General features: G+C 67.3%; 12 protein-coding genes and 2 tRNA genes. 6 read left to right on the forward strand and 8 right to left on the reverse strand.

From position 1 onward, the window contains the following. Positions 1–31 precede the first annotated feature (31 nt). On the forward strand, positions 32–1,417 hold the full coding sequence (locus tag ACU5AX_RS14080) for a glutamate--cysteine ligase (RefSeq protein ID WP_446691452.1): 1,386 nt from the start codon (positions 32–34) through the stop codon (positions 1,415–1,417). Between the two features lie 227 nt (positions 1,418–1,644). Here the strand turns inward: ACU5AX_RS14080 and ACU5AX_RS14085 are convergent, their stop codons facing one another. The 6 genes from ACU5AX_RS14085 to ACU5AX_RS14110 form a co-directional block, all read right to left on the reverse strand. Continuing rightward, a complete protein-coding gene (locus tag ACU5AX_RS14085) occupies positions 1,645–2,922 on the reverse strand; it encodes a methyltransferase family protein (protein ID WP_446691453.1) in 1,278 nt (425 codons plus the stop codon). Positions 2,923–3,032: 110 nt separating this feature from the next. Then, positions 3,033–3,106: transfer RNA gene (locus ACU5AX_RS14090), tRNA-Gly, on the reverse strand. Positions 3,107–3,211: 105 nt separating this feature from the next. Next, a complete protein-coding gene (locus tag ACU5AX_RS14095; protein ID WP_446691454.1) occupies positions 3,212–3,697 on the reverse strand; it encodes a DUF4142 domain-containing protein in 486 nt (161 codons plus the stop codon). Positions 3,698–3,717: 20 nt separating this feature from the next. Next, positions 3,718–4,503 (reverse strand): SDR family NAD(P)-dependent oxidoreductase, encoded by a 786-nt coding sequence (locus ACU5AX_RS14100; RefSeq protein WP_446691455.1) that lies wholly within the window; start codon positions 4,501–4,503, stop codon positions 3,718–3,720. 152 nt (positions 4,504–4,655) lie between these two features. After that, positions 4,656–5,840 (reverse strand): zinc-dependent alcohol dehydrogenase, encoded by a 1,185-nt coding sequence (locus tag ACU5AX_RS14105; RefSeq protein ID WP_446691456.1) that lies wholly within the window; start codon positions 5,838–5,840, stop codon positions 4,656–4,658. Next, a complete protein-coding gene (locus tag ACU5AX_RS14110; RefSeq protein WP_198354744.1) occupies positions 5,837–6,424 on the reverse strand; it encodes an SRPBCC family protein in 588 nt (195 codons plus the stop codon). The genes ACU5AX_RS14105 and ACU5AX_RS14110 overlap by 4 nt, the downstream gene beginning before the upstream one ends. Before the next feature lie 156 nt (positions 6,425–6,580). On the opposite strand from ACU5AX_RS14110, the gene ACU5AX_RS14115 reads away from it, so the two are divergent. Then, the gene (locus tag ACU5AX_RS14115) at positions 6,581–6,799 is read left to right on the forward strand and encodes a hypothetical protein (protein ID WP_446691457.1); all 219 of its coding nucleotides are present in this window, start codon (positions 6,581–6,583) and stop codon (positions 6,797–6,799) included. A 432-nt stretch (positions 6,800–7,231) separates the two neighbouring features. Here ACU5AX_RS14115 and ACU5AX_RS14120 read toward each other — a convergent pair. After that, a tRNA-Tyr gene (locus tag ACU5AX_RS14120) sits at positions 7,232–7,317 on the reverse strand. A gap of 128 nt (positions 7,318–7,445) precedes the next feature. Between ACU5AX_RS14120 and ACU5AX_RS14125 the strand changes: the two genes are divergently transcribed. After that, on the forward strand, positions 7,446–9,047 hold the full coding sequence (locus tag ACU5AX_RS14125; protein ID WP_446691458.1) for a M20/M25/M40 family metallo-hydrolase: 1,602 nt from the start codon (positions 7,446–7,448) through the stop codon (positions 9,045–9,047). A gap of 33 nt (positions 9,048–9,080) precedes the next feature. Continuing rightward, a complete protein-coding gene (rlmB, locus tag ACU5AX_RS14130; RefSeq protein WP_198354741.1) occupies positions 9,081–9,824 on the forward strand; it encodes a 23S rRNA (guanosine(2251)-2'-O)-methyltransferase RlmB in 744 nt (247 codons plus the stop codon). A gap of 43 nt (positions 9,825–9,867) precedes the next feature. Here rlmB and ACU5AX_RS14135 read toward each other — a convergent pair whose 3' ends face one another. Then, positions 9,868–10,185, reverse strand: a complete 318-nt coding sequence (locus ACU5AX_RS14135; protein WP_198354740.1) for a 2Fe-2S iron-sulfur cluster-binding protein — start codon at positions 10,183–10,185, stop codon at positions 9,868–9,870. A gap of 57 nt (positions 10,186–10,242) precedes the next feature. Between ACU5AX_RS14135 and ACU5AX_RS14140 the strand changes: the two genes are divergently transcribed. Both ACU5AX_RS14140 and ACU5AX_RS14145 read left to right on the forward strand, forming a co-directional pair. Then, positions 10,243–10,884 (forward strand): DNA-3-methyladenine glycosylase family protein, encoded by a 642-nt coding sequence (locus ACU5AX_RS14140; protein WP_446691459.1) that lies wholly within the window; start codon positions 10,243–10,245, stop codon positions 10,882–10,884. A gap of 102 nt (positions 10,885–10,986) precedes the next feature. Further along, positions 10,987–11,841: an MBL fold metallo-hydrolase gene (locus ACU5AX_RS14145; protein WP_446691460.1), complete on the forward strand. Its 855-nt coding sequence runs from the start codon at positions 10,987–10,989 to the stop codon at positions 11,839–11,841. The last annotated feature ends 206 nt before the right edge of the window (positions 11,842–12,047 follow it).

Consider the following 12,047-nt stretch of genomic DNA (forward strand, 5'->3'; position numbering starts at 1 on the left):
CCTCCGTTCATCCCCGCGTAAGGCCCGCGCCATGACGACCAAGACCGACATCCAGAAGGACTCGCCGATCATCGAGTCGCGCGACCAGCTGATCGCCAGCTTCGCCCGCGGCGAGAAGCCCGCCGAGCGCTGGCGGATCGGCACCGAGCACGAGAAGTTCGTCTACCGCACCGCCATCTCCTCTGGCGATCACCGTGCCCCTTCGTGGGACGAGGCCGGCGGCATTCGCGACCTGCTCACCGACCTGCAACGCCACGGCTGGCAGCCGGTCGAGGAGAATGGCAAGCTGATCGCGCTGACCGGCGCCGACGGCAGCGTCAGCCTGGAACCCGCCGGCCAGTTCGAGCTGTCCGGCGCGCCGCTCGAGAACCTGCACCTGACCTGCGCCGAGACCGGCCGGCACCTGCGCCAGGTCAAGGAGGCGGGCGAGCGGCTCGGCCTCGGCTTCCTCGGCCTCGGCATGTGGCCCGACAAGGCGCGCGCCGAGCTGCCGATCATGCCCAAGGGCCGCTATGCGATCATGCTGCGCCACATGCCGCGCGTCGGCAGCCTCGGCCTCGACATGATGCTGCGCACCTGCACGATCCAGGTGAACCTCGACTATGCGTCGGAAGCCGACATGGCGAAGAAGTTCCGCGTCGGCCTGGCGCTGCAACCGCTCGCCACCGCCTTATTCGCCAATTCGCCCTTCACCGAAGGCAAGCCCAACGGCTTCCTGTCGTTCCGCAGCCATATCTGGTCCGACACCGATCCGGCACGCACCGGCATGCTGCCCTTCGTCTTTGAAGACGGCTTCGGCTACGAACGCTACGCCGATTACATGCTCGATGTGCCGATGTACTTCGTCTACCGCGACGGCCAGTATATCGATGCCGCCGGCCTGTCGTTCCGCGACTTCCTGAAGGGCGAGCTCAGCGTCTTGCCCGGCGAGAAGCCGACGCTCGACGATTGGAACGACCATCTCTCCACCGCCTTCCCCGAAGTGCGGCTGAAGACCTTCCTTGAGATGCGCGGCGCCGACGGCGGGCCGTGGAACCGCATCTGCGCCCTCCCCGCCTTCTGGGTCGGCCTGCTCTACGACCAGGGCGCGCTGGATGCCGCCTGGGACTTGGTCAAGGGCTGGAGCCTCGCCGAGCGGCAGGCGCTGCGCGACGCGGTGCCGCGCCTCGGCCTCGACGCGCCGCTGCCCGGCGGTGGACGCCTCCACGACATCGCCGGCCGGGTGCTCGACATCGCCCATGCCGGCCTCGCCGCGCGCGGCCGCCTCAATGCCGCGGGCGACGACGAGACCGGCTTTCTCGACCCGCTGCGCGAGGTGGTGCGCAGCGGCAAGGTGCCGGCCCAGCGACTGCTCGACCGCTACAACGGCGACTGGCGGCAGGACATCACCCGCGTCTATGCCGAGGCGAGCTTCTGACGCTGTCCTACACGGGCCGCGGCGGCTATGCTGACCGCGGCTCTTTCTTATCGTCGATCACAGGCGCCGCCCCCATTCGTCTCGGCTGAGACGTTTGCGACCTTCCGCGGCCGGACGGCCGTGTACCGGTGCGACTTTCGAGACTTTCCGAAGTCGGGAGGTCGGGTCGCGAAGGCGCACAGGTGAGACCTTTGCGACCTTCCGCGCGCGTCACGCCGGCAGGGAGGTCAGCGCGCTACCATCCAGTGCAGGAAGCGCGGCACCGCGCCCTGGCGGGCGATCCAGGCATCGTAGGCGACATAATCCGGATCGAGTCGCAGATGCCGCTCCTCGGTCCGGGCGCGCCAGTAGTAGACGCCGCTGACCACCCCCATCAGCGCCGTCGCCCGCACCGCGTCGACGACGCTGCCCGTGGTCAGCACCGGCAGCGTCGACGCCCACCAGAACAGGTTCTTCGACAAATAGGCCGGGTGCCGCGACAGCGCATAGGGACCGTGCGTCAGGATGCCGCGGTTGGTCAGATTGGAAAAGCGCAGGCCGAACGCCACCGTCGCCCAGGCGTAGATCGCGGTCAGCGCGACCAGCATCGCCCCCCAGCCGGCGAGCAGCCAGGGATGCCACTGGAACCAGGTCGCCCAATCCTGGGTGCCAGGATGATAATCGAGCGGACCGCCGCTCTCCATCAGGATGAACGGCGGATAGCAGATCAGCGCCGCCGTCCACGCCGCGGCGAACGGATTGGCGCTGCGGATATGCGCGTCGAGCGGGCGCAGCGTCAGCACATAGCCGACCGTCGCGAACATCACGTCGACGCTGAACATCAGGCCGATCAGCCATTGCGTCAGCGCCACCGGATCGCGCACAGCCTGGGTCAGGTCGGTGCGGATCAGATCGCTCCAGCCCCCCGGCACCACCGCCAGCATGAAGGCGAGGAAGAAACCCTTCACCGCCCAGGCCCGCAGATGGCCGTAGATCGCCTCCGCCTGCCAGCCGGACCGGCGCGAGAGCCAGCTGCCGAAATGCCAGGCGCCGTCGCGTGGGTCCACCAGCCGCCGGTCGAGCCACAGCACATAGGGCACCGCCAGCACCGCGACGAACGGCATCGCCCGCGCCAGCCATTCCATCGCGAAGGCGAACGGCCCGCGCCAATAGAAGCGGCAGATGCAATAGATCAGCGCGATCCCCGCCCAGGTCGCGTACAGGCCGAACAGCTTGGTCAGGCTGACGTCCAGCGTCGTCCGCCGCTCGTGCGGCAAGGTCCAGTCGATGCCGGTGCTGGCGCGCCGGTGCACCTTGTCGACGATCAGCGACCAGCCGACCATCGGCATCGCGCAGGCGGCGAGCGCGACCAGCGCCGCATAAGGTCCGTCCATGCCGACGTGGCGCGCGACGCTCACCCACAGCGCGAAGCCGACGAGCCCCGCCAGCCCGACCCCGCTGCTCACCGCGGACGCTGGCCGCTTCGCCTGCTGGATAGGCGCCGCGAGCGCCGGATCGTGATACATGCCGGCTGTGCTAGCGCGACACTGGTAAGCAAGCCGTGAACTATGCCGCCGAGAGACTTAAGAGCCGCATGGCTTCGGTTCGGATCCGCCAGTCAGGCGGCGTGCGGCGATGGAGCGGGTAACGGGAATCGAACCCGTGTATTCAGCTTGGAAGGCTGCTGCACTACCATTGTGCTATACCCGCGAGGGCGGATCGCCATCGAGGGTTGAGCCCTTAAACGAAACGGGACGGGGTGCGCAAGCATGCCCCGCCCCGTCCGCGCGACGAACCTTGCGGCGCTGCGCCGCCTTACATCGACTGGAGTTCGGTGATGTGCGTCTGCACCACCGGCGCGACCTGCGCCGCGACCGCCTTCAGCGGCGCGACCGTGCCGCTGGCGGCATAGCCCTGATGCAGCGCCAGCGCGCGCTGGTGCGCTGCCTTCTGCTGGGTGACGTACAATTGGTCGCGGGCGGTGCCCTTGGCGGCGCGCAGCGCGGCGACGTCGCGCGTGCCCATCGCATCGAGCTTCGGCGGCGGCGGGGTCATGCGCGCCTGCTGCGCCGCCGCCTTAACCTCGGCGGTGCTCTTGGTGTGATCCTGGATCATCATGTTGGCGAAGCTGCGCAGCTTGGCATTCTGCGTCGTCTGCAGCAGCAGCTTGCTCGACTGGATCTCATATTGGTCGCCGGCCCCGGCCTTGGCGACATAGGTCATGCCGCTCATCGGCGTCTGCGCCACGGCGGCGGCGAAGGGGATGGCCGCGATGGCGGCGGCGGTAAGGAAACGGTTCATTGTCGGTCCTCCTGCTTGGTTCAGTTCTTGGCGGTGCCGGGCTCGGCCATGTTGCGATGCTGCTCCGCCAGCACCGCATTGGGCGTGACGTTGGCGATCGCCGACTGGATCTTGTTCTTGAGGCCGGAGGCGACCGCGGCCTTGCCGGCCATCAGCGCGTCCCAGCCGTCCTGCGCGACCTTGGCCGGATCAGCCTTCTTGGGATCGGTGCCGACGTCGGTGTCGAGCATGTCGGCGCGGGCGAAGAATTCGGTGTCGGTCGGCCCCGGCATCAGATTGGTCAGCGTGACGCCGTCGGCATCCTTGATCTCGTTCTGGATCGCCGCGACGAAGCTGTCGATGAACGCCTTGGTGCCGTTGTACACCGCCTGGAACGCGCCGGGGATGTAACCGGCGATCGAGCCGGTCACCAGCACCTTGCCGTCATTGCGCGCGACCATGTCGCGCAGCACCTTCTGGAGCAGATAGGTGGTGCCGGTGATGTTGGTGTCGACCACCAGCCGCCAGTCCTTGACCTCCTGGTCGAGGAAGGCGCGACCCAGGCCGTGGCCGGCATTGGCGCACAGCAGGTCGACCTGCCGCCCGTCTGCGGCGGCTAGCAGCGTATCGACGCCGTCGATCGTCGACAGGTCCGCCTGCACCGAGCGTACCTCGGTGCCAAACTGCTTGAAGTCCGCCGCGGCGGCGTCGATCAACGGCTCGTCGGCGACGACCAGAATGTCGTAGCCGTTCTTCGCCGCCAGCGTGGCGAGCTCGAAGCCGATGCCCGTCGAGGCCCCGGTGATGATCGCGAATTTATCGGCCATGATGGTGATCCTTCCTCTTTTTTTCCTCGTCATCCCGGCGCAAGCCGGGACCCATGGTCACGGGCGGCCGGTGGAACGCGCCAACGCCGACCGATCGGGTCCATGGATCCCGGCGTGCGCCGAGATGACGAACAGGATGGCGGCGGGATGGCTCACGCCGCCGCCATGCCCGGCTTCAGCACGATCTTCGTCACGTCGTTCTGCTGGTCGTGGAACATCTTGTAGCCCTTGGGCGCGTCCTCGAGCGGCATACGGTGGGAGATCAGGAACTCGGTGTCGATCTTGCCCTCCATGATCGCGTTGAGCAGCGCGGGCATGTAGTGCTGGACGTGGGTCTGGCCGGTCTTCAGCGTCAGCCCCTTCTCCATGAAGGCGCCGAGCGGGAATTTGTCGACGAAGCCGCCATAGACCGCCGGCATCGACACCCGCCCGCCCTTGCGACACGCGATGATCGCTTGGCGGATCGAGTGCGGCCGGTCGGTGCCGAGGAAGGTCGACGCCTTGATCTGGTCGATAATATTGTCGACGAACAGCCCGTGCGCCTCCAGCCCGACGGCGTCGATCACCGCGTCGGGGCCGATGCCGCCGGTCATCTCCATCAGCGCCTCGTAGGTGGCGCTTTCCTCGAAATTGATCGTCTCCGCGCCGAAGCGCTTGGCAAGCTCCAGCCGGTGCGGGAAATGGTCGATGGCGATGACCCGCTCGGCGCCCATCAGGAAGGCCGACTGGACGGCGAACAGGCCGACCGGGCCGCAGCCCCAGACCGCGACGGTGTCGCCCGGCTCGATCTGCGCGTATTCCGCCGCCTGCCAGCCGGTCGGCAGGATGTCCGACAGGAACAGCACCTTGTCGTCGTCGACCCCATCGGGGACCACGATGGGGCCGACGTCGCTGAACGGCACGCGGACATATTCCGCCTGTCCCCCGGCATAGCCGCCGGTCATGTGGCTATAGCCGAACAGGCCCGACATCTCCTGCCCGTACAGGGACATGGCAATGTCCTGATTGTCGGCGGGCAGTCCGTTCGGGCAGGCCGAATATTGGTGCTTGTTGCAATGGTAGCAGCTGCCGCACGAGATGGTGAATGGCACCACGACGCGCTGGCCCTTCTTCAGCGTCGACTTGGCGCCGACTTCGACCACTTCGCCCATGAATTCATGGCCAAGCACGTCGCCCGCCTGCATCGTTGGAATATAGCCGTCGTACAGATGCAGGTCCGATCCGCAGATCGCGGTCGACGTCACCTTGATGATGCAGTCGCGCGGATTGACGATCTCCGGATCGTCCACCGTGTCCATGCGGACGTCATGCTTGCCATGCCAAGCCAGCGCTCTCACAGGCCCATCTCCTCGAACTGCTTGGGATTCATCGCGGGGGTCGCGATCTCGCCGGTTTCCATCAACTGCTTGAAGCGGCGCAGGTCGCGGCGCGCCTGGATCGCGGGCTCCCGCTGGAACATCTTGGCGATCACCTTGCCGATGATGCCGCCTGGCGGATCATAGGCGATCGTCGCGCTCACCACCGTGCCGCGCGCACCGGCGTCGCGGAACTCGACGCGGCCGCTGTTAGCGACGTCGGCGCCAGGTTCGGACGTCCATTCGATGAAGCGGTTCTGCTCCTCGGCGGTGATGCGCGCGTCCCATTCGACGGTCGAACCGCCCGGCGCCTTGACCACCCAGTGCGAACGCTGCGCGTCGCCGACGGTGATCGACACGACATTCTCCATGAAGCTCGGCAGGTTCTGGAAGTCGCGGAAATAGCCGTAGACCTCTGCCACCGGACGGTTGATCGTCACGGCGCGGCCGACCACCGACGAGCCCTTGCCCTCGACCAGCGCGTCGGTCGCGGCATCGGCGGCATGGGCCTGTTTGGAGGCGGACAGCGGCGCGTCGTCGCTCAGGCCTTCACGGGCGTCGGACATCGGCATCTCCTCTCGTCGAATGCCCGCCCAACCGCCGCCACGGTTGCCCGTTCCAACCGTTACACCCCTGAATTAAAACAGATAAACATGAATCTTGCGGCCGGAGCGGCCGATCCGTGCCGCCGCGCGTTCGTCAGCAACAGCCAGGAGACAATCATGACCGACCATCAGCCGATCACCGACGCGATCACCGACACTCCGCAGCGCGCAGCGATGCAGCCGCAGCACACCACCGGCGAAACGGCCCTTGCCGCACAGGTGGACGAAGACGGCGCGAAGCCGGCGGCTCCTCAGAATTCGGTCCGGTCGGACAAGGATACCGACGCGCTTCACGACCAGCTCACCGAAGATCTGTCGGTACAGGGCGGCGAGTAAGCGGTCGGTTGCGTCGTCCCGACCAGCCAGAGGGGCCAAGCCTCCACACCAGCATCACCCGGCGAATGCCGGGCTCCAGAGGAGAAGGCCCAGGTGACGGAGCGTACCCGCTGACCGCAGCGGACTCGCACCTGAACCCCGGCCTTCGCCGGTGTAGCGCTGACCCTACGGCTAGGCCTTCGCCGGGCTAGCGCTGAGGACGTATGTCGACGCCTAGATCAAGGCGGCCCAAAAACCGCGCTGTCCTACACGCGAGCGGGGCGCTAGGCCGTGTGCAGCGCTAACCCGATTCTTTCTCATCGTGCAATTTACTGTCACGACAGATGCGCCATTCGCAACATCCAAGCGACAATTCTGTCAAGACTCGCGCGCGGCAACGGGTCGTCCGCCGCTCTCGGCGCCGTCCCGCTTGCTCCCTCGATGTCGGATCGATGGTGGAAGGGGCTGGATTCGAACCAGCGTACACTTGCGTGGGCAGATTTACAGTCTGCTGCCTTTAACCACTCGGCCACCCTTCCGGGGTGTCGCTTCCCTCGAAGCGGAGGCGGCCTATTGGCGAAGCGGAACGCCCCTGTCAACGGCATGCTTGCATCGTCCGGCAGCGGACCCTAGCACCCTCGCCAACGAAACACCCGGGGGGAATATCATGCGTCACCTGCTGTTTGCCGTGTCCGCCGTCGCGCTCGCCAGCGCCGCCACCGCGCAGGATCGCGGCGCGGTCAACGCGATCATCGATCAGGGCACCAACCACAGCGAGGTGATGCCGATCGCGCAGCATCTGTCGGATGTGATCGGCCCGCGCCTGACCAACTCGCCGGCGATGCGCCGGGCGGAGGACTGGACCCAGGCCAAGTTCCGCGAGTGGGGTCTGAAGAACGTCCACAAGGAAGGCTTCGCCTTCGGCCGCGGCTGGTCGATCGAGCGGGCCAGCGTCCGCATGGTGACCCCGCGCGCGGTCCAACTGACCGCCATTCCGGTTGCCTGGACACCGGCGACCAACGGCACGATCACCGCGCCTGTCGTCGTCGCCCCGATCGGCAACGAACGCGACTTCGCGAAATATCGCGGCCAGCTGGCAGGCAAGATCGTCATGGTCACCCTGCCGCGCGCCGCGGGCGATGCGACCGACGCGCCGTTCAAGCGCCTGTCCGGCGAGGACATTGGCAAGCTCGACCAGTTCCAGCAGCCGAACTACGATCCCGCCGCGACCGACCGCCGACTGAAGCGGCTCGACTTCACCAAGAAGCTAGACGCCTTCCTGAACAGCGAGGGGGCGGTGGCGATCGCGACCATGGCCTATCGCGACGGCAAGCTCGTCTCCGGCGAAGGCTATCTGTTCGGCACCGGCGAAACGGCGTCGCTGCCCTCGGTACAGATCGCGCAGGAGGATTATCTGCGCCTCGCCCGCCTGGCCAAGGTCGGTCCGGCGCCGACGCTGGAGATCACCAGCGACGTGCGCTTCGACGACAGCGACCAGCAAGCGTACAACGTCTTCGCCGAGATCCCCGGCACCGATCCCAAGGCCGGCTATGTCATGGCCGGCGCGCATCTCGACAGCTGGGTCGCCGGCGACGGCGCGGCCGACAATGGCGCGGGTTCGGCGGAGATCATGGAGGCGGCACGCATCCTCGCGGCGAGCGGCGTGCGCCCGAAGCGGACGATCCGCTTCGCCCTGTGGGCGGGCGAGGAACAGGGCCTGCTCGGCTCGATGGCCTATGTGCAGGCGCATCTCGCCCGCCGCGGCGCACCGGGCGAAGCGATGCCGGCTGGCATGAAGGGCTTCTACGGCTTTTCCGATCGCTGGCCGATCACGCCGCTGCCCGGCTACGGCGATCTCGCCGCCTATTTCAACATCGACAACGGCTCGGGCAAGCTGCGCGGCCTGTATGCGGAGAACAACCCGGCGGTGGTGCCGATCTTCCGCGAATGGCTGGCCCCCTACGCCGCAATGGGCGCCGGCAACGTCGTCGCGCGCCAGACCGGCGGCACCGATCACGTCTTCATGCAACAGGTTGGCGTGCCGGGCTTCCAGTTCATCCAGGACCCGCTCGACTACGGCAGCCGCATCCACCACAGCGCGATCGACACCTACGACCATCTGAAGGCGGAGGACATGCGCCAGGGATCGATCGTGCTCGCCGGCGTCTTGCTCTCCGCCGCCAATGCGGACAAGGCGCTGCCTCGCCCGCCGCTGCCGACCAGGCCGGTGGTCACCGATCCCTTTGCCTATAGCGACAATGATGACTGATCCTGCCTTTCCCCGAATGACGAGCGCCCGCTGATGGCGCGTCGTGGCCACCGTCCGTCGACCGGCACCGCCAACCGTCCCCGCTTCTGGGGTCGTCACGCGGTGACGGCGGCGCTCGCCAATCCGAACCGCGTCGTGCGCAAGCTGTGGGGCACGCGCGAGGCGCTCGCCGCGCTCGACCTGCCGCCGGTGCTGCCGGTGACCTTCGCCGATGTAGCCGACCTCGGCCGGCTGGTGCCCGCCGATGCCCCGCATCAGGGCCTGGTCGCGGAGGTCGAGCCGCTCGAAGACATGTGGCTGGGCGACCTGCTGATCGAGGGGCAGGATGACCAGCGCCCGCTCGTCGTGCTCGATCAGGTCACCGACCCGCACAATGTCGGCGCGATCCTGCGCTCGGCAGCGGCGTTCGACGCGCTCGGCATCGTCACGCAGGATCGCCACGCGCCGCCGGAAAGCGGCACGGTCGCCCGCTCGGCGTCCGGTGCGCTGGAGACGGTGCCATGGGTCCGCGTCGTCAATCTCGCCCGTGCGCTGGAGGAGATCGCCGAGGCCGGCTTCTGGCGGATCGGCCTGACCGGCCACGCCAATCAGACGCTGGCACAGGCGATGGGCAAACAGCGCATCTGCATCGTGCTCGGCGCAGAGGGCGAGGGCATGCGCCAGAACACCGAGGCGCATTGCGACGAGCTCGCCAAACTGCCGATCAGCCACAAGGTCGAAAGCCTCAACGTCTCCAACGCCGCGGCGATCGCGCTCTACGCAGTGGCGGCCCGCTGATCGCCCGTGAGCCCCTCCGTCGTCGGAGGGGCTCGGCAACGTCTTATTCGTCCGCGCCGATCGTCACGCGCATCCCGTCCAGCGCCGGCCCGAACGGCAGCTGGCACGACAGCCGGCTGGTCGCGTCACGGTCGTCGACCGAATCCAGCAGGTCATTCTCGTCCTCGCTCATCGGCGGCAGTTTGTCGGCGAAGGCGGGGTCGACGTGGACGTGGCAGGTCGCGCACGAGCAGCAACCGCCGCACAGCGCGAGGATCTCGTCGATGCCGCCGTCGCGGATCACTTCCATCACGGAAAGCCCCGTGTCGCCAGCGACTTCGCGTTCTTCCCCCGTGCGCGTGACGACGATAAGCTTGGCCATGATCTTCTCCAGAATTCGTCTCCGCGCCCTAGCCGCCTGCGCCGTCCGGGATCAAGCATGGGCCTGAACGCCGAACAGTTGCGCGACGCGCTCGATGCGCTCGGCGCGATCGAGCCCGCCTTTGCCGACGGCCTCGCCCGCGTCGGCTATCCCGCCCCGCGCATCCGCGCCCGCGGCTACGATACGTTACTGCGGACGATCCTGGGACAGCAGGTCAGCGTCCAGTCGGCCAATGCGGTCTATGCCAAGCTCGCCTCGCTGGTCGGTAATCCCAGCGATCCGCACACCATCCTCGCCGCCAGCGACGAGACGCTGCGCGCGGCCGGCCTGTCGCGGCAAAAGGCATCCTATGCACACAGCCTCGCCGAAGAAGTGACGAGCGGCCGCCTCGACCTCGACCATCTGGCCGCCGATGACGAAGAGGCGATCGCGCAACTCGTCCGGATCAAGGGCATCGGCCGCTGGTCGGCAGAAATCTATCTGTTGTTCGCCGAGGGGCGTCCGGACGTCTGGCCTGCTGGCGATCTGGCGGTACAGATCGAGATCGGCAAATTGCTCGGCCACGACACCCGTCCTTCCGAGAAGCTGGTGCGGGAACTTGCCGAGGCATGGCGCCCGCACCGCGGCGCGCTCGCGATCTTCACCTGGCATCATTATGGCGCCGGACCCGACGTGGAGCTGAGCAAGGCGCCGGTCTGATCCAAATCTCGCAGACTGACTAACATCGGCTGATCCCGTTCGATGTCAGGAGGTTACCTGCCAGGAACGGTCGCCCGGCGGCGATCTGGCAGGAGCGTCGCGATGCGAATCCACCACCTCAACTGCGGCACCGACTGCCCGCTCGGCGGCGCCCTGTTCGACGGCCGCAGCCTCGGCCCACTCGGGCGGATCGTCTGCCACTGCCTGTTGATCGAGACGGACGCGCACGGCCTGGTGCTGGTCGACACCGGCTATGGCCTGCGCGACGTCGCCCATCCCCACCATCACCCCCACCCCCGCATCACCCCGGCGTGGCGGGCGATGCTCAATATCCAGCTCGACGAGCGGGAGACCGCGCGGCGCCAGATCGAGGCGCTTGGCTATCGCGCCGACGACGTCCGCCATATTATCGCCACCCATCTCGATTTCGACCATGCTGGCGGGTTGGAGGATTTTCCGCAGGCGACGGTCCATGTCATGCAGCGTGAATATGACGATGCGACCGGCCCACGGGCCGGCTTCGTCGCCCGCCACCGCTGGCGTCCCGCCCAGATCGACGAGGTGCAGCGCTGGCGCGGCTATGGCGCAAGGGGCGAACCGTGGTTCGGCTTCGACGCGGTCCGCGATCTGGACGGCTTGCCGCCGGAGATTCTGTTGCTGCCCCTGCCCGGTCACACCTGGGGGCACGCCGGGGTCGCGGTCCGCGTCGGCGACGGCCGATGGTTGCTTCATGCCGGCGACGCCTATTTCTATCGCGGCGAGATGCGCAATGCGCAGCGGCGCTGCACCCCGGGGCTGCGCGCCTATCAACGGCTGATGGAGGTCGATCGGGTCGCCCGCCTCGCCAATCAACAGCGGCTGCGGACGCTGTCGATCGAACGGCGTGACGCGGTCACAATCACCTGTACCCACGACCCCGTCGAACTCGAACGCTGCCATGCCGGCGACCCGCTATAGGCCGGCCGGGCTGCCATTTCCGCCAAGAAACCGTCTACCGAGATCGTGCAGCCGTAATGTCCGGCGGCTTCTCCCCCGCCGGCATCAACGCTACGATCCGCGCGAGCGGGCAAGATGATGAGAGCCGATCCGCCGAGGTGAGGGCCCATTTGTCTCATGAGAAGGCGGTGGCCGAAAAGGTTCCGCACCGCACAACAAAACATTCT

Source organism: Sphingomonas benefaciens, assembly GCF_052907485.1.

What these genes read in the sequence shown, in the direction of transcription:
- ACU5AX_RS14100 (WP_446691455.1), bottom strand. Translation starts at nt 4,503, where the DNA reads ATGGCCGATAAATTCGCGATCATCACCGGGGCCTCGACGGGCATCGGC.
- ACU5AX_RS14110 (WP_198354744.1), bottom strand. Translation starts at nt 6,424, where the DNA reads ATGTCCGACGCCCGTGAAGGCCTGAGCGACGACGCGCCGCTGTCCGCC.
- rlmB (WP_198354741.1), top strand. Translation starts at nt 9,081, where the DNA reads ATGGCGCGTCGTGGCCACCGTCCGTCGACCGGCACCGCCAACCGTCCC.
- ACU5AX_RS14085 (WP_446691453.1), bottom strand. Translation starts at nt 2,922, where the DNA reads ATGTATCACGATCCGGCGCTCGCGGCGCCTATCCAGCAGGCGAAGCGG.
- ACU5AX_RS14125 (WP_446691458.1), top strand. Translation starts at nt 7,446, where the DNA reads ATGCGTCACCTGCTGTTTGCCGTGTCCGCCGTCGCGCTCGCCAGCGCC.
- ACU5AX_RS14115 (WP_446691457.1), top strand. Translation starts at nt 6,581, where the DNA reads ATGACCGACCATCAGCCGATCACCGACGCGATCACCGACACTCCGCAG.
- ACU5AX_RS14080 (WP_446691452.1), top strand. Translation starts at nt 32, where the DNA reads ATGACGACCAAGACCGACATCCAGAAGGACTCGCCGATCATCGAGTCG.
- ACU5AX_RS14135 (WP_198354740.1), bottom strand. Translation starts at nt 10,185, where the DNA reads ATGGCCAAGCTTATCGTCGTCACGCGCACGGGGGAAGAACGCGAAGTC.
- ACU5AX_RS14095 (WP_446691454.1), bottom strand. Translation starts at nt 3,697, where the DNA reads ATGAACCGTTTCCTTACCGCCGCCGCCATCGCGGCCATCCCCTTCGCC.
- ACU5AX_RS14145 (WP_446691460.1), top strand. Translation starts at nt 10,987, where the DNA reads ATGCGAATCCACCACCTCAACTGCGGCACCGACTGCCCGCTCGGCGGC.
- ACU5AX_RS14140 (WP_446691459.1), top strand. Translation starts at nt 10,243, where the DNA reads ATGGGCCTGAACGCCGAACAGTTGCGCGACGCGCTCGATGCGCTCGGC.